The 17,145-nt window shown below is 44.4% G+C and carries 16 protein-coding genes; 9 read left to right on the top strand and 7 right to left on the bottom strand.

All coding sequences use genetic code 11. From position 1 onward, the window contains the following. Positions 1 to 96 precede the first annotated feature (96 nt). Positions 97 to 1,044, bottom strand: coding sequence for a glutathione synthase (gene gshB / locus JK188_RS01575; RefSeq protein ID WP_154604536.1), 948 nt, complete (start codon positions 1,042 to 1,044; stop codon positions 97 to 99). A 9-nt stretch (positions 1,045 to 1,053) separates the two neighbouring features. Beyond that, on the bottom strand, positions 1,054 to 1,785 hold the full coding sequence (rsmE, locus tag JK188_RS01570; protein WP_211886507.1) for a 16S rRNA (uracil(1498)-N(3))-methyltransferase: 732 nt from the start codon (positions 1,783 to 1,785) through the stop codon (positions 1,054 to 1,056). A 277-nt stretch (positions 1,786 to 2,062) separates the two neighbouring features. Here rsmE and JK188_RS01565 point away from each other — a divergent pair, with 277 nt between their 5' ends. Further along, entirely contained in the window at positions 2,063 to 2,740 is a 678-nt protein-coding gene (locus JK188_RS01565; RefSeq protein ID WP_211886506.1) for a prepilin peptidase, read from the top strand. Here the strand turns inward: JK188_RS01565 and JK188_RS01560 are convergent. Further along, positions 2,733 to 3,377 carry a DsbA family protein gene (locus JK188_RS01560; protein WP_211886505.1) on the bottom strand — a complete coding sequence of 215 codons (645 nt, stop codon included), beginning with the start codon at positions 3,375 to 3,377 and terminating at the stop codon, positions 2,733 to 2,735. The two genes, JK188_RS01565 and JK188_RS01560, sit on opposite strands and share 8 nt — an antisense overlap. A 148-nt stretch (positions 3,378 to 3,525) precedes the next feature. Further along, a complete protein-coding gene (locus JK188_RS01555) occupies positions 3,526 to 4,398 on the bottom strand; it encodes an MBL fold metallo-hydrolase (protein WP_211886504.1) in 873 nt (290 codons plus the stop codon). 125 nt (positions 4,399 to 4,523) lie between these two features. Between JK188_RS01555 and JK188_RS01550 the strand changes: the two genes are divergently transcribed. Then, positions 4,524 to 5,438, top strand: a complete 915-nt coding sequence (locus JK188_RS01550; protein WP_211886503.1) for a LysR family transcriptional regulator — start codon at positions 4,524 to 4,526, stop codon at positions 5,436 to 5,438. Here JK188_RS01550 and JK188_RS01545 read toward each other — a convergent pair. After that, a complete protein-coding gene (locus JK188_RS01545) occupies positions 5,418 to 6,353 on the bottom strand; it encodes a LysR family transcriptional regulator (RefSeq protein ID WP_211886502.1) in 936 nt (311 codons plus the stop codon). The two genes, JK188_RS01550 and JK188_RS01545, sit on opposite strands and share 21 nt — an antisense overlap. Positions 6,354 to 6,476: 123 nt before the next feature. Here JK188_RS01545 and lysA point away from each other — a divergent pair, with 123 nt between their 5' ends. Continuing rightward, positions 6,477 to 7,751 (top strand): diaminopimelate decarboxylase, encoded by a 1,275-nt coding sequence (lysA, locus tag JK188_RS01540; protein ID WP_211886501.1) that lies wholly within the window; start codon positions 6,477 to 6,479, stop codon positions 7,749 to 7,751. 94 nt (positions 7,752 to 7,845) lie between these two features. Here the strand turns inward: lysA and fadE are convergent, their stop codons facing one another. Beyond that, entirely contained in the window at positions 7,846 to 10,311 is a 2,466-nt protein-coding gene (gene fadE, locus JK188_RS01535; protein WP_211886500.1) for an acyl-CoA dehydrogenase FadE, read from the bottom strand. A gap of 339 nt (positions 10,312 to 10,650) precedes the next feature. Here fadE and lpcA point away from each other — a divergent pair, with 339 nt between their 5' ends. Together lpcA and JK188_RS01525 are read left to right on the top strand one after the other, a co-directional pair. Beyond that, positions 10,651 to 11,229 (top strand): D-sedoheptulose 7-phosphate isomerase, encoded by a 579-nt coding sequence (gene lpcA, locus JK188_RS01530; RefSeq protein ID WP_036954182.1) that lies wholly within the window; start codon positions 10,651 to 10,653, stop codon positions 11,227 to 11,229. Between the two features lie 26 nt (positions 11,230 to 11,255). Then, positions 11,256 to 12,023: a class II glutamine amidotransferase gene (locus tag JK188_RS01525; RefSeq protein ID WP_036954184.1), complete on the top strand. Its 768-nt coding sequence runs from the start codon at positions 11,256 to 11,258 to the stop codon at positions 12,021 to 12,023. Here the strand turns inward: JK188_RS01525 and JK188_RS01520 are convergent. After that, on the bottom strand, positions 11,994 to 12,731 hold the full coding sequence (locus JK188_RS01520; protein WP_036954185.1) for a L,D-transpeptidase family protein: 738 nt from the start codon (positions 12,729 to 12,731) through the stop codon (positions 11,994 to 11,996). The two genes, JK188_RS01525 and JK188_RS01520, sit on opposite strands and share 30 nt — an antisense overlap. Before the next feature lie 415 nt (positions 12,732 to 13,146). On the opposite strand from JK188_RS01520, the gene JK188_RS01515 reads away from it, so the two are divergent. From JK188_RS01515 to JK188_RS01500, 4 genes are read left to right on the top strand one after another with little or no spacing between them, the layout of a single operon-like run. After that, positions 13,147 to 14,490 carry a Na(+)-translocating NADH-quinone reductase subunit A gene (locus JK188_RS01515; RefSeq protein WP_187128822.1) on the top strand — a complete coding sequence of 448 codons (1,344 nt, stop codon included), beginning with the start codon at positions 13,147 to 13,149 and terminating at the stop codon, positions 14,488 to 14,490. A gap of 4 nt (positions 14,491 to 14,494) precedes the next feature. Next, on the top strand, positions 14,495 to 15,733 hold the full coding sequence (locus JK188_RS01510; RefSeq protein WP_036954189.1) for an NADH:ubiquinone reductase (Na(+)-transporting) subunit B: 1,239 nt from the start codon (positions 14,495 to 14,497) through the stop codon (positions 15,731 to 15,733). Beyond that, the gene (locus JK188_RS01505; protein ID WP_036954191.1) at positions 15,726 to 16,520 is read left to right on the top strand and encodes a Na(+)-translocating NADH-quinone reductase subunit C; all 795 of its coding nucleotides are present in this window, start codon (positions 15,726 to 15,728) and stop codon (positions 16,518 to 16,520) included. The genes JK188_RS01510 and JK188_RS01505 overlap by 8 nt, the downstream gene beginning before the upstream one ends. Beyond that, on the top strand, positions 16,513 to 17,142 hold the full coding sequence (locus tag JK188_RS01500) for an NADH:ubiquinone reductase (Na(+)-transporting) subunit D (protein WP_036954193.1): 630 nt from the start codon (positions 16,513 to 16,515) through the stop codon (positions 17,140 to 17,142). The genes JK188_RS01505 and JK188_RS01500 overlap by 8 nt, the downstream gene beginning before the upstream one ends. Positions 17,143 to 17,145 lie beyond the last annotated feature (3 nt).

Below are 17,145 nucleotides of genomic sequence, written 5' to 3'. Positions count from 1 at the left end.
AGCTTGTTACTGTGATGGTAAATAACACCAAAGGCAACCTCGAAAGGCTGCCTTTTGAATGATGTGTTTTTATTTATACACGATCCTTCATAAAAATTATTTTTTCAGGCGGCGCTCAATCGCATCCATCAACATACCGGTGATGGAGATATCAAATGCAGCTTCAATTTCACGGGCGCAAGTCGGGCTCGTGACGTTAATTTCAGTCAAGCGGTCACCGATAATATCCAGACCCACGAAAATCAAACCTTTTTCTTTTAAGGTCGGTGCGACAGCGCGAGCAATCGCCCAGTCACTTTCTGTTAATGGGCGTGCTTCACCACGACCACCAGCGGCGAGGTTTCCACGGGTTTCCCCTTGAGCAGGAATACGCGCAAGGCAATATGGCACAGGTTCACCGTCAACTACTAGCACGCGTTTGTCGCCATCTTTGATTGCAGGTAAGAAGTTTTGTGCCATGCAATAACGGGAATTGTGCTCGGTTAATGTTTCAATAATAACGCCAACGTTCGGATCTTCTTTCTTCAAACGGAAAATCGATGCACCGCCCATACCGTCCAGCGGTTTAAAAATCACGTCGCCGTGTTTTTTATGGAATTCACGCAGTTTTTCAGAGCTACGAGTGACTAAGGTATCTGGCGTTAACTCAGGGAACCATGCCGTAAACAGCTTTTCGTTACAGTCACGTAGGCTTTGTGGCTTGTTGACAATCAAGCTGCCCGCTTGTTCTGCTCGCTCAAGAATGTAAGTCGCGTAAATATATTCAGTATCAAATGGCGGGTCTTTACGCATTAAAATGGCATCAAGATCGCTCAGGGCGATGTCTTGTTCTGAATGGAACTCATACCATTTGGTTGGGTTCTCTTCGACCGTCACGATCTTTGTGGTCGCACGGGCTTCGCCTTGGTGCAGGTACAGGTCGTTCATCTCCATATAATGGATTTCATAACCGCGGCGTGCAGCTTCCAGCATCATTGCAAAACTGGTGTCTTTCTTGATTTTAATGGATGAAATAGGATCCATTACTATGCCGAGCTTGATCATTTTATCTCCTTAACCCAAGTCACCTAAACGCACTTGTAATGCCGTTATAGCGGTTAGCGCGGTCGTTTCAGTTCGTAATACTCGTGGCCCTAACAGGATATCAGTAAATTGATAATTGGCTGTCATGGCAATTTCGTCAGCAGATAAGCCACCTTCTGGACCTATCAGTAATCTTACGTGCTTTAAATCAGCGGGGAGCGTGTTGATGCTCTCACTTGCCCGAGGGTGTAAATTAATTTTAAACGCGCCGTCATTTTCTGCACACCACACTTCAAGGGATTGAACGGGGCGAATTTCAGGGATGCGGTTGCGACCACTTTGCTCACAGGCGGCAATGGCAATTTTTTGCCACTGTTGTAATTTTTTCTCTAAACGCTCGCCATCAAGGCGTACGCCACAACGTTCTGAAAGTAGTGGTGTGATTGTGTTAACGCCAAGTTCAACGGATTTTTGAATGGTGAATTCCATTTTTTCACCGCGGGACATCACTTGCCCAAGATGGATATCTAATGGGGATTCACGGTCATCCAATGTGCTGTCTTGGATAGTGACAAACACATTTTTTTTCGTTGCTTCTGTAATTTCAGCGCGGAATATATAGTTGCTTCCATCAAATAATTCTAGCTGTTGTCCGGCTGTCATGCGAAGAACTCGACCCACATGGTTGGCTGCATCATCACAAAGCGAAATGGTGGTGTTAATTTGGAGTGGCTCTGGGTGATAAATGCGTGGAACGCGCATGATTTTTCCTTAGTCCAATAATTAAGATAACTGATGCAGGATATGGGGGCAAAATCTCGAAAAACAAGAGGACGGACTGAGTTTATAACTAAAAAGAGGGATTTTTTAGCTCGTCTGTGCCTTGCATTTCACACTCTCATATCCACGCTAAATTTGTCGATAAAACCGACCCCAAACCACGAAATTATAGTGTTGGTTTCTGCATTCATCGCCGTATAGTAAGCCCTGTCTTTGTCTAGTAAACCTATCTTTAGTGCTCATGGAAAAGGAGAACACCATGATTGATGCCGTAAATGGATTTTTAATACCTATATCGCTAATCACTGTATTGTCGCTCTTGTCAGCGTGGCTGACAACTCTGCTATTGAGGGAGATTCCCGCCCGTTATTTTGATTTACCGAGTATTATTATTGGCTTCAATTGGGTATGGATAGGTTATTGGATATTGGGGGCAGGGATTGTGCTCCTTGGCTATCCACCTTCAGTTCTCGCTGTATTATTTCTGTTTTTTAACTTGGTTATTCCATTAGCTTTAATCGACCTAAAAACGGGCTATTTACCGGATGTCCTCAATTATCCTTTATTGGTTTTTGGCCTGTTATTTCAATGGGGAATACCAACGGGAAATTTGTTATCCGCTATTTATGCGCTGCTGTTCAGTTACATTGGGTTAGTGGCTATCACGACGTTAGTAGAGAAAATTCGTCGGCGTCCGCAAATGGGAAGAGGGGATTTTAAATTAATTGCTGCGTGCGCGACGTGGCTCGGTGTATTCAATCTTCCCTATTTTCTAGGGCTTGCCGCGAGCTTAGGTTTACTGCATTTTCTTTGGCGCACATGGCGAGAAAAAAAGGAACGGCGAGGCAAACAGAAATTCGTGCAGAGCATCCCGTTTGGTCCCGCCATTATTTGTAGTGCCAGTTTTTGGCTGTTGCTTAGCTGGCATCCTAATTAGCAGCTTTCACCAGCGAGTCTAAAAACTGTTGCCATTTTTCGGGCTCGCCAAGGTAGTTTTGCAGTGGTACGCGCAGCCATTTGCCTTGCTGTTCGATCAGTAGTGTTGGGAAGCCCGATGAGCCAGATTGGCCAAGTAATTGCTTACTTTGTGCAATATGAGCGTCGGTTTCCATTTGTGCACATTGGGCATAATCTTTTTGGAACTGGTCAATATTTAGACCAATTTCTTGCGCCACTTCGGCTAAGACTTCGGGCTGTTTAATCTGGCGACCTGAAACGTAGTGAGCTTTCTGCAACGCTTTAAGCATTTCAACGCCTTTGCCTTGCTTTGTTGCCGCCAAAATGGCGGTTTGTGGTGGCGCAGAGTCCATTACTACATTGGGTTGGTGCAGCATGGCGATGTAGTCATCACCAAAAACTTGCCCCGTCATTGCTGCAATGCGTTTATCTGATTGCAAAATATATTGACGGAATTGGTCGTCAAGATGCAGGCGTGCACTACCCGCAAGCATTCCGCCACCGTGCAATTCTAGGTGAATATTTGGGTGATTAGCCGTAATAGCGATTAACGGTGCAGCGGCATAACACCAACCACAGTATGGGTCATAAATATAATGTAGGGTAATTGTGTTCATGGTTTTTATTCTCTCTAATTCTTTGTTTTATCATTCTATTCGAATCGCTGAAAAGCTAGTCGTTAAAAAAAACAAATCGAACTAACGGAAAATAGCGAGTTAATCGTCGCTATCTCCGTTATTGACAGTCTTTATACTGAGCAGCGGCTTATTGCGGCCACTGCATTTCGCCTTTCACTACTTTCGCGCTTAATTCTAAGCTGGATTTATCATCCAAGCTTGGGTAGAGCGTTTCCATTTTATTGATAAGTTCTGCGGAATCTTTACTTTGGCTGTTAGCTTTTTCAAAGTCCGTTAAATATTTTTGGGTAAAGGTCACACTCGCCAGATCCATTTTGGATTTACCTGTAAAGTGTCCCGGAACAACCACACTTGGTTTCAGCGCTTTGATACTTTCTAGTGTTTGTTGCCAATCTTGGCGCGATTGCTTGGTTTGTGTGTCAGCAACCCAAACGTGGATATTGTCAGAAACAACGACACCCCCAACAACCGCTTTGAGTGAAGGCACCCAAACGTAGCTTCTGTCTGGTGATGCGCCATCTAACCCTTTAATCTCTAACGTTTCACCATCCACCGTGAAGTGATTGGTTTTGATAACTTCAGGCACTACAACTTTGCTTGGTGCTTCATTTTTTAAGACGCCGCCCCAGTAAGCCAGTTTGCCATCTTTAGTCGCATTAATCGCATCAACGGTTTGTTGAGTTGCGACCACTTTGGCATCAGGGAAGGCTTTAGTCAGTGTTTCTAAACCAAAATAGTAATCTGGGTCAGAGTGGCTGATATAAATGGTGGTCAGCTTTTTATCCAGCTTTTTGATTTTATCGACCAACTGCTGGGCATCATTGTTTTGGAATTGTGCATCAATTAAAACCACTTCTTTATCGCCGCTGATAATTTCAGAGGAGACTGGGAATACACTGTTATTGCCCGGGTTATAAACATCTAAAGTTAAATTTGCAGCTTGAGCAAAATGCGTGGCAGTAGCAAAGGCGGTTGCAGTTAATACAGTCGATAATTTCATTTTCTTATCCTAATGTTAAGTCATGTTGTGTGCCTGATTTGGCTTGGTGTGTATATTAAATTGCAATTAAGGTAAGAAAAACGCCATAATTAGGTCATCTTTGTTGCATAAATCGGTCAAATAATATGGATAGACTCAAAGCGGTGCAGGTGTTTATTACTATTGTAGAACAAGGTAGCCTCAGCGGTGCGGCAGATAAATTGGATATGTCCCGTGCGATGGTGACGCGCTATTTGGCTGAAATGGAACAGTGGGCAGGGGTGCGCTTGCTTAACCGTACCACGCGGCGCTTAAGTTTAACGTCAGCGGGGGAAGGGGTTTATCAGCAATCATTGCAACTAAATGCTATCTCTTTAAGCGTTCCGGTAGAGCAAAAGCACGATACGAAAGAGTTAGCGGGCTTGGTGCGGATTAGCTGCTCCCAATCTATCGCTCAAAGTGCATTGTCTCTAGCCATTTCTGAGTTTTTGCAGATGTATCCCAATATGATGATTGATATGCAGATCTCGAATAAATCGGTGAATTTAATCGAGGAACGTATCGATCTGGCTATCCGTATTACCAATCAGTTAGAACCGAATTTAATTGCCAAGCCGCTATCAACCTGCCATTCCGTGATTTGTGCTTCGCCGAAGTTTCTACAAGGCAAAAATTTACCCACCAAACCCGAAGGTTTGGCTCTGATGGAGTGCCTAACTTACAGCTTTTTTGGGCGTAGCATGTGGAGCTTTGAAAAAGCGGGGGAAACCTCGACGGTGCTAGTAGATGGTCGACTCAGCGCCAATGAATCCGTATTTTTAATGGAAGCGACATTAAATGGCGCGGGTATCGCGATGCAGCCTTACTATTCGGTGGCGAGTTATTTGCAATCGGGGGCGTTGGTTCAGCTGTTACCGGATTATACACCGATGCCCCTTGGTATTTACGGGGTCTATACCAGCCGGCAGTATATGCCAACGCCATTACGTGCTGTGATCGACTTCCTTGCCAATTGGTTTAAAACATCACCTCACTGGCTTTCATTGATGTCGCAGCGCTAAGGCGAGATCTTGCTCAATTTGTGTGAAAGTCCGCTGCAAATGCTCAGTGAAAATCTGGGTGACTTGTGAAGACGGTCGGTGATTCGGCGTAATTAAGCTGACGGTAAAAGGGATAGAAAAATTGAGTGGGCGGATCACCAGTTTGCCTGCCGATTGCTGATAAAAATCCAATGCAGTCAGTGGATTAACGATAGAGACACCAATTCCTTTCAATGTCATAGCGCAAATAGAGGAAGCGGAGTGGGTTTCCATCACCATTTTGCGCTCCACTTGATGCTCGGCAAAGGTGGTATCAATGATTTGCCGATAGCTATCTGTCAGAGACAGGCTAATAAAGCGCTGCTGATGAAAATCTTGTGGAGTGAGAACTTTTTTCTGTTCTAAAGGGTGCCCAACGGGCAGCACACAAACCTCATTTAAGGAACCTAAAGTCAGTTGTTCCGTACCTGGCGGGGTTTGTAAGTGCTCAGTTAGCCCCACATCATAACGCTGGGCGGATAGCCACTCTTCTAACACGGGGGACTCTTGCGGGATCACTGTTAAGTTCACATCTGGGTAATTTTCCATAAAGGCTTGGCAAACTTGTGGTAGTAAAGATTGTGCAAATGCGGGCAAGCAGGCAATGGAAATTTGAGCGTATTCAAAGCGGCGAATAGTTTCTGCTGAGTTGCGAATACGCTCCAAACCATAATAGGAGTGTTCGACTTCTTCGTGAAAGCGCAAGCCTTGTGCCGTGGGGTGTAAGCGACCTTTGACTCTATCGAATAATTTAAACTGTAATAAATGCTCGAGTCGCGCCAGTTCTCGGCTGATGGTTGGCTGAGAGGTATTTAGCAATGCTGCCGCTTCCGTGAGGTTGGGGGTGGTCATTACCGCACGAAAAATTTCAATATGTCGCCAAGAAATTGCCTGCATGATTGCTCCTCTCGTATTTCTATATCAAATATGAATAGACTTTAGCAAAAAGGATATTTTTTTTCCCGTTTTATTCGTCTAATAATCGAACTCACTATAATAAAACTTGCCAACGAGGTTCCGATGACCACATTCGCCAATACCACCAGCCAGTATCTCACTCCTGAACATTTACGCGCACTGCCTGCGCAGTTTGGTACGCCTGTCTGGGTTTATGATAGTGAAGTGATTATTGACCGTATTGAACAGTTAAAAGTGTTCGATACCGTTCGTTTTGCTCAAAAAGCGTGTTCAAACATTCATATTTTGCGTCTGATGCGTGAGCAGGGGGTGAAAGTGGATTCGGTGTCATTGGGTGAAATTGAGCGTGCGCTAGTGGCGGGTTTTCAGCCGGGTCGTGAAAAGTCCGAAATTGTATTTACGGCGGATGTGTTAGATCCAGCAACATTACTGAAAGTGACAGAGTTAGATATTCCTGTGAATGCGGGCTCTATCGATATGCTGCAACAGATTGGTGAGCATAAAGCGGGTCATCCAGTTTGGCTGCGTATTAATCCGGGCTTTGGGCACGGTCATAGCCAAAAAACCAATACGGGCGGAGAGAACAGCAAGCATGGGATTTGGTACCAAGATTTACCTGAAGCATTAGCGAAAATACAGCAGTACAACCTGAAGTTAGTGGGCATTCACATGCACATTGGCTCCGGTGTTGACTACCAGCATCTTGCTAATGTGTGTGATTCTATGGTGGAGCTAGTGATGTCTGCGGGCGTGGATATTGAGGCTATCTCGGCGGGTGGTGGTCTATCAACGCCTTATCGCGAACAGGATGAAATTATTGATGTTCAGCACTATTACAGCCTGTGGGATAACGCTCGCCAGCGTATCGCGCAGCACTTAGGTCACTCTATTGAATTAGAAATTGAACCAGGGCGCTATTTAGTGGCGGAGTCGGGTGTTTTATTGGCACAAGTGCGCGCGGTTAAGGATATGGGCAGCCGCCATTATGTGCTGGTGGATAGCGGTTTTAACGATTTAATGCGCCCTGCGATGTATGGTAGTTATCACCATATTTCGGTATTGCCAGCAGACGGTAGTAGCGCTGTTTTTTGTTCATTAGGCAATCAGCCATTAAAAGAGACGATCGTGGCGGGGCCATTGTGTGAATCTGGGGATGTGTTTACCCAGCTAGAAGGCGGGATGGTGGAAACGCGTTTACTGCCAGCAGTCAACGTTGGCGATTATTTGGTTTTCCATGACACAGGGGCTTACGGCGCATCAATGTCATCGAACTATAATAGCCGCCCATTATTGCCAGAAGTTATGTTCATTGACGGAAAACCGACGCTGATTCGTCGCCGTCAAACTATTCAAGAATTATTAGCTTTAGAGCTGTAAATTAATTCATATTAATAGATGAATATAAATCAAGGGAGCTATTGGCTCCCTTGTTGTTTTTAGTACAGTGACAATTTTAAGCGCGTTAAATTAATTATGCCGCTTTTTTCTTTTTCGACTGAGATTCATCCTCTGACTCAGCGTGTGGCTTTTTTGATGGAACCACACCTAAATCATCGAAATCAAACTCATCGACATTAATAGTACGTAATCGGCTGGCTTCTGCTTTACGTAAAATATCTGCTTCTTCTTGGGTGATAATGTTTTCTGGCAACATTTGGTCGGCTAACTTATCTAAACGCGTGAAACTGAATTTGCGTTCTTTTAAGCGGCAGATACGTTCAAAGATTGGCTCTGCAGCAATGATGTCATACAGTGCTTGGTTCACTAAGCCGTGCGGGTTGTTCTCTACAGGGGTTAGGAATTGACCACGTCCAATTCTGTCGCGTGTTTCCGATGGCTCCATCATTAGCTGCGCCAGCTTGTGATCCAGTCGGTCAGATGGCATCGACATTGCACGGCCTGTCGGGAACAGAACAATACGTAATGCGCCAGCAATAAAGCGATTTGGGAAGTTTTTCAGTAAATCATCCATCGCTTTTTCTGATTGATACAGACAATCTTCAACTGCCCATTTCACCAGAGGTAAATCCGCTTTTTGGCGACCTTCATCTTCATAACGTTTCAAGGTTGCAGAAGCAAGATACAGATGACTCAGAATATCCCCAAGACGAGCGGAGATACGCTCACGGCGTTTTAAGCTACCACCTAGAACCCCCATAGACACATCGGAGAGCAGGGCTAAGTTAGCACTTTGGCGGTTAAGCATTTGGTAATAACGGCGAGTTTCGTCTTTAGTTGGAGCGCTGCTGCCGCGTCCATTGGTTAAACCTAACCAGAAACTACGGCACTTATTGCTGATCACATGACCAATATGACCGAATACCGCTTTATCAAACTTATTCAGGTTATTATCTTGAGCTGAGGACATTTCTTCGAGAACATAAGGGTGACAACGGATAGCGCCTTGTCCAAAGATAATCATACTACGGGTTAAAATATTGGCGCCTTCAACAGTAATGGCGATAGGTGCGCCTTGGTAGGAGCGGGCAACGAAGTTGGAACTTCCTAAGCAGATGCCTTTACCACCCGTGATATCCATCGCATCGATAATTGAACGTTGACCACGGTGAGTACAGTGGTATTTCACAATGGCGGAGAGCACTGCTGGTTTTTCGCCCAGCATAATACCGGAGGTAATTAGAGTTGCTGCGGCATCCATTAAATAGGCATTACCTGCAATACGGGCTAGAGGCTCTTCAATACCTTCCATTTTTCCGATAGGAAGTTTGAACTGACGACGGATATAAGCATAAGCCCCTGTTGCCATTGCGACACTCTTCAAGCTACCTGTTGAGTTGGATGGCAATGTGATCCCACGTCCAACAGACAGACATTCCACCAGCATTCTCCAACCTTGTCCCGCCATTTGCGGACCACCGATAATGTAATCGATAGGTACGAAAATATCTTTCCCGCGAGTTGGACCATTCATAAATGGTATATTTAATGGGAAGTGACGATGACCAATTTCAACACCTGGGGTGTTCGTTGGGATCAGAGCGCAGGTAATACCGAGGTTTTTCTCGCCACCCAGTAACTTATCTGGGTCAGTTAATTTAAAGGCTAAGCCTAATACAGTCGCGATTGGCGCAAGGGTGATATAGCGTTTGTTCCAAGTTAAGCGCATACCTAAAACTTGTTCGCCTTGCCATTCGCCCATACAGACAACACCAGCATCAGGAATGGCACCTGCATCAGAACCCGCCTCAGGGCTAGTTAATGCAAAGCATGGGATCTCTTCACCAGTAGCTAAGCCTGGTAAATAACGATTTTTTTGCTCATCGGTACCATAATGTTGCAGTAATTCACCCGGACCTAATGAGTTTGGAACACCCACAGTGATAGCAAGGATACCGGAAACACCCGCTAATTTTTGCAGGACTTGAGATTGGGCGTAGGCTGAAAATTCTAATCCACCATACTCTTTTTTGATGATCATGGCGAAGAAACGGTGATCGCGTAGGTATTGCCAGACTTCTGGCGGTAAATCGGCAAGTTCATGACTGACTTCAAAGTCATTCACCATGCCACAAACCGTTTCCACTGGACCATCCATAAAAGCTTGTTCTTCAGCGGTGAGTTGTGGTTTTGGGTAATTATGAAGCTTGTTCCAATTTGGCGCCCCACGGAACAGGTCACCTTCCCACCAAGTGGTTCCAGCATCAATCGCTTCTTTTTCCGTGCTAGACATCGGTGGCATTACTTTCTGGAACATTGTCATCGCTTTTGATGAAAACAGTGATTGGCGAATTGGCGTGATGACAAATGGCAGTAAAACCAGAGCGACGGGTAACAGCATCCAGTAGCTCCAGACATTGGCGGCTCCCATTGCTGCGGTGTAAGCCAATAACACAATTGTGCTCAGCATAAGTGAGCTTTTGTGGTAGCTCAGCACGCCGATTAACGCAATAAATAAAACAATACTGAGAAGGATCATAGTGAAACTCCTGTCTACTTGTAAGAGGTCTGACCTGTTTGTTTTATTAATCTATATCCGGTAATAAACAATTAGCAAGATATTTACATCTTAATTACAACTTGGCTCACAAAATCATCAGTTCCCTCTGTATAGGTGAGGTGGATGAAAAATAGACAGCATTTGATTGGCCATAGAGTGGAAGCGCACTGTTGGAGATTTCGCCAACCATACCCCATACGGTACAATCAAAAGTAGAAACAAAATGTACCCTGTGCAACAATCGAGAAATCAAAGATAAATTACCTATAAAGACGTAATTATCTCCATCAAGTATTCGTGAAAATTAAGGGGAAACTCATGTACCAAGACTTGATCCGTGGTGAGCTGACTGAAGCGGCAGATACGTTATCAAAATTTCTAAGTGATGATGCAAATCTGCAAGCGATTGAGAAAGCCGCAGTATTGCTGGCGGACTCTTTCAAAGCGGGTGGTAAAGTGCTCTCTTGCGGTAATGGTGGTTCTCACTGTGATGCAATGCACTTTGCGGAAGAGCTAACTGGACGCTACCGTGAAAACCGCCCTGGCTACCCTGCGATTGCGATTTCTGATGTTAGCCACATCTCTTGTGTGAGCAATGACTTTGGTTATGAGTTTGTTTTCTCTCGCTTTGTGGAAGCGGTAGGGCAAAAAGGTGATGTGCTGCTCGGTATTTCGACTTCAGGTAACTCTGGCAATATTATTAAAGCGATTGAAGCGGCACGTGCGAAAGGCATGAAAGTCATCACCCTGACAGGGAAAGATGGCGGAAAAATGGCTGGAAGCGCTGATATTGAAATTCGCGTTCCGCATTTTGGTTACGCAGATCGTATCCAAGAGATCCACATCAAAGTGATCCATATTTTGATCCAATTAATTGAAAAAGAGATGGTTAAGTAACCATTTTTAGTAGCAGGAGACTTTAAATGTGTGAGTTGCTTGGCATGAGTGCCAATGTACCAACCGATATTACGTTTAGCCTAAGTGGACTGATTTCCCGTGGTGGGCAGACTGGCCCACATAAAGATGGATGGGGGATCACGTTTTACGAAGGATTAGGTTGTCGCACATTTAAAGATCCTCAACCGAGTTTTGTCTCCCCTGTGGCGCGTTTTGTGCAGGAATACCCCATCAAATCAGAAAGCATTGTGGCGCACATTCGTCAGGCGAACCGAGGGGATGTTTCACTGGTGAATACCCATCCGTTTACGCGGGAATTATGGGGACGAAACTGGACTTATGCGCATAATGGGCAATTGAAAGGGTTTCGTTCATTAAAGACGGGACACTATCGACCAATCGGTGAAACTGATAGCGAATGGGCATTTTGCTGGATTTTACATCAACTGAATCAAAAATATCCAAGAAAACCAACAAACTGGAAAGCTGTTTTCCGTTTTATTGGCACTCTTGCGCAGCAACTGCGTGAAAAAGGGGTATTTAATATGTTGTTATCCGATGGGCAATATTTGATGGCGTTTAGCTCAACAAAGCTGCATTGGATCACGCGTAGAGCACCGTTTGGTAAAGCGAAACTGTTGGATCAGGACATCGAGATTGACTTCCAACAGTGCACAACGCCAAGTGATATTGTTTCAGTTATTGCCACGGCTCCCTTAACAGGTAACGAGACGTGGCAAAAAATTGAACCCGGTGAATTTGTGCTATTCGACCGTGGCCAACGCATACTGTGATTTAGATCCCAATAACTTAGTGGGCGTTTCTGGCATGCTGTTAACATGATATTTACCTAATGTTACTGATATTTCAGCAGGTTTGCCGGTTCGCTCAAAATAATCATAAGCAGGTTGAAGCTGTTTCCAGAAAGCATAATGCGTTGAATTGCGATAACGCAGCATATTCATTTTAGTCATGCGAAATGGATAAATGCTCACATCAACGGCAGGTTGACCATTTTGAAGTGCTTGTTCCACGGTTTGATAAATTTCCCCCATGGATTTATCTGTCATTGCATAACATCCGACAGACACACAGCTACCGTGAATCATCAGATAGTTACCAGAATACCCCTGCGTCTTATCGAACTCATTAGGAAATCCAAGATTGATAGATCGGTAATATCGACTATTTGGATTGAGTTGCGAGCGCGTGATCTGATAAAACCCCTCAGGGCTTTTCAAGTCGCCTTCTATCTTTTTAGGACCTAGTCCACCAGAAAACTTACAGATAGGGTAGGTTTTGACTAATTTATACTTTCCTACGGCTGTTTTTTGGTAGAGCTCAAGCACACCCTCTTGCTTAAATATTTGAATAAATATCGGTGAATCAGGCTGAGCAGTTGGCTTACTATTAAGGGAGAATAATGTGTTTTCTTCTTGAGCAAATGCAGACGCTGCAAATGTGAAGAGTAAATAAACACCGATGGTTTTACTTATATGCATAATTAAGCCAAATGTTGAAAAATAAGCTGATTAAAAATGGACCAAATTCAGCATATTTTAGACGAATGGAACAAAATTTAATATATCAAGTTAATAATTTTCTAATGAATCATTATTGACTACAAATTAATCGATGCTCGATAAATGTGAGCCAACATGTAGGCATTTCCGAGTTGTTACAACAAAATTTTAAATTTTATTGCAATTTGCTTGAACTAGGTCACTTCTATAACCGGACAGAGGACGAGGGAACTGATAAAATTGACCTCGGCAGAAGAAGAGAAAGTGTAGCAATATTGTTAGATTTACTTACTCGAGTGGCGAAAGCAACTTGAGTTATTTTTATTATTGAGTCGCTATCATTCATTGCTGAATCGTTAGCTTAGGGTTTAACTGATAAACTTGTGCAGATCTTATGATTAAAATTAAAAAAGGCCTTAACCTTCCAATAGCAGGTGAGCCAGCCCAAGTGATAGAAGACGGCCCGAAAATTCAACACGTAGCTGTGCTAGGTGAAGAATATGTCGGAATGCGTCCTTCGATGCTGGTTAAAGAAGGTGAGCGTGTAAAAAAAGGGCAGGTTCTTTTTGAAGATAAAAAGAATCCTGGCGTGGTATTTACGAGCCCAGCCTGCGGTAAAATTATTGCTATTCATCGTGGTGAGCGTCGTGTACTTCAGTCCGTTGTTATCGAAATCGATGGTGACGAACAAGAGACTTTTGAGTCTTATTCTACTGACCAACTCCCATCACTGACGAAAGAGCAGGTTGAACAAAATCTTTTAAGATCCGGTTTATGGACTGCTTTAAGAACGCGACCATTTAGTCGTTCGCCAGAGCCTGGTTCATCCCCCGCAGCGATTTTTGTGACTGCAATTGACACCAATCCTCTTGCTGCTGATCCTTCGATTATTATTGGTGAAAATGCACAAGCCTTTACTGACGGCCTCATCGTTTTGAGCCGACTGACTGAAGGCAAGGTGCATGTTTGCCATGGTGCGGGCGAGCTTCCAAAACAAGCTGCTAATGCACAAATCACATACACACAATTTGCAGGACCACATCCAGCGGGTTTAGCAGGGACTCATATTCATTTCCTTGAGCCTGTTAGCATTAGCAAAAAAGTGTGGAGCCTCAATTACCAAGATGTGATTGCTATCGGTAAATTATTTACCACTGGTCATCTTTATACTGATCGCGTTGTCTCTGTCGCAGGTCCGCAAGTTGAGAAACCTCGCTTGCTACGTACTCGCCTTGGCGCAGATATCTATGAATTAACCAAAGGTCAGCTCAAAGCAGGTGAGAACCGCATTATTTCTGGTTCTGTACTGTGGGGCGTGACTTGTGATGATGCTCATCATTATCTTGGTCGTTTCCATAACCAAGTTTCTGTATTAGCGGAAGGTCGTGAAAAAGAGCTGTTTGGATGGATTATGCCAGGCGTGAACAAGTTCACTATCACGCGTACCACCATCGGGCATTTCTTGAAGAATAAACGCTTCAATTTTACCACGACGATGAATGGCGGTGAGCGTTCAATGGTACCAATTGGTAACTATGAGCGTGTAATGCCTCTCGATATTATGATCACCCACTTACTGCGTGATCTGCTTGCAGGGGACACCGATACTTCTCAGGAACTGGGTTGTCTGGAACTCGATGAAGAAGACTTGGGACTGTGCACCTATGTGTGTCCAGCTAAGTATGAATATGGTCCAGTACTGCGTGATGTCCTGACCAAGATTGAGCTAGAAGGGTAATTCCATGGGTCTGAAAAATTTATTTGAAAAATATGAGCACCAATTTGAACCCGGTGGAAAATTAGCAAAATTCTATCCATTGTATGAAGCTGTTGCGACAGTTTTCTATACACCGGGCACGGTGACAAAAGGTCGCTCACACGTACGTGATACTATCGACCTCAAGCGCATGATGATTTTAGTCTGGCTTGCTGTTTTCCCAGCGATGTTCTGGGGTATGTATAATGTCGGTAACCAAGCTATTCCCGCGCTGCATCACTTATACAGTGGCGCTGAACTGCAACAAGTTTTAGCGAGTGATTGGCACTATTCTCTAGCGCAATTATTAGGTGCTTCTTTAGCGCCGGATGCCGGCTGGGGCAGCAAAATGCTGCTAGGTGCGATTTACTTCCTGCCAATTTACTTAGTGGTATTCTTGGTCGGTGGTTTCTGGGAAGTGTTGTTTGCCATGATCCGTGGTCATGAAATCAACGAAGGCTTCTTTATCTCCTCTATCTTATTTGCGCTGATTGTTCCGCCTACCATTCCATTATGGCAAGCGGCGCTCGGTATCACCTTTGGTGTGGTTGTTGCAAAAGAGATTTTCGGTGGTACAGGTCGTAACTTCCTTAACCCTGCATTAGCGGGTCGTGCTTTCCTTTTCTTTGCTTACCCTGCACAAATTTCAGGTGACTTAGTTTGGACTGCGGCTGATGGATTCTCGGGTGCAACGCCTCTATCACAATGGGCGACGGGTGGTGTGAGTTCACTGGTAAACACAGTAACTGGCGAGCCAATCACTTGGATGCAAGCTTTCTTAGGTAACATGCCGGGTTCAATTGGTGAAGTTTCTACCCTGATGATCTTCATCGGTGGCGCATTTATTATCTTCTTCCGTATCGCCTCTTGGCGCATCGTGGCGGGTGTGATGCTGGGCATGATTGCCATGTCTTACCTGTTCAACTTTATCGGTTCAGACACCAACCCACTGTTTGCTATGCCATGGTGGTGGCACATGGTCTTAGGCGGCTTTGCCTTCGGTATGATCTTTATGGCGACAGACCCTGTTTCCGCTTCCTTTACCGATAAAGGTAAATGGGCTTACGGGATCTTGATCGGCGTAATGTGCGTACTTGTTCGGGTTGTGAACCCTGCATATCCGGAAGGGATGATGCTCGCAATCCTGTTCGCCAACCTGTTTGCTCCTCTGTTTGACTATATGGTCGTTCAAGCAAATATTAAACGGAGAAAAGCCCGTGGCTAATGATAAACCAGTAAATAAAGATGGCGTCGGCAGAACGTTTATCGTTGTTTTCATTCTCTGCTTAGTCTGTTCCGTCGTTGTTGCAGGTGCTGCGGTGGGTCTTAAACCACAGCAGCAAGAACAAATGATGTTAGATACTCAACGTAATATTTTAAGTGTTGCAGGTTTGCTGCAACCAAAAATGAGCGCGGAAGAAATTCAAAAAGTGTATGGCGAACGTATCGAGCCTAAACTGCTGAATTTCAAAACCAATGAGTTATCCAACAGCGTCAGTCGTTTTGACTTAAACAGCGAACTGCGTAGCGAAGAGACCAGCATCGCGTTATCTCCAGAAGAAGACATTGCGAAAATTCGCCGTCGTGCCAATAGCGCTGAAATTTATCTGGTTAAAGATGAACAAGGGAAAGTGACCCAAGTAATTCTGCCAGTTTATGGTTCAGGCTTATGGTCAGTGATGTATGCCTTCATCGCGGTGGATATCGATGGTGTAACTTCTCGCGGTATTACCTACTATGCGCACGGTGAAACTCCGGGTCTGGGTGGTGAAGTTGACAACCCACAATGGAAAGCGCAATGGCCGGGTAAAAAACTGTTCAATGAGCAGGGGATTCCTGCAATCAAAATCGTACGTGGTGGTGCCACCGATAACCCATTTGGTATCGATGGTCTTTCAGGTGCAACCCTGACTTCAAACGGTATTCAACATATGTTTGATTTCTGGTTAGGCGATAACGGTTTTGGTCCGTTCCTGAAAAAAGTTCGTGAAGGAGCGCTGAATAATGGCTGATTCTAAAGAAGTAAAACGCGTCCTACTTGGACCATTGTTAGATAATAACCCGATTGCATTGCAGGTTTTGGGTGTGTGCTCCGCATTAGCGGTGACCACTAAACTTGAAACTGCATTGGTTATGACTATCGCCGTAACGTTAGTTACCGCGTTCTCTAACTTTTTTATCTCATTAATTAGAAATTACATTCCAAGCAGTGTTCGTATTATTGTTCAAATGGCAATTATTGCATCATTGGTAATTGTGGTTGACCAAATCTTACGTGCCTATGCCTATGAAATTTCGAAACAACTTTCCGTATTCGTTGGTTTAATTATCACCAACTGTATCGTGATGGGACGTGCTGAAGCGTATGCGATGAAAGCACCACCAATCGAAAGTTTTATGGATGGTATCGGTAACGGTCTTGGTTACGGTGTGATTCTGGTACTGGTTGGCTTCCTGCGTGAGCTATTTGGTTCCGGTAAACTGTTTGGTATTACGGTATTTGAATCATTGCAAAATGGTGGTTGGTACATGCCAAACGGCTTATTCCTGTTAGCACCAAGTGCATTCTTTATCATCGGTATGCTGATTTGGGGTCTACGTACTCTGAAACCAGCTCAGGTAGAGAAGGATTAAGAG

Origin of the sequence: Providencia sp. JGM181, from assembly GCF_018257375.1 — a bacterium.
GTDB classification, from domain to species: Bacteria; Pseudomonadota; Gammaproteobacteria; order Enterobacterales; family Enterobacteriaceae; genus Providencia; species Providencia lanzhouensis.
This window is presented reverse-complemented; position numbering and strand designations above follow the sequence as displayed.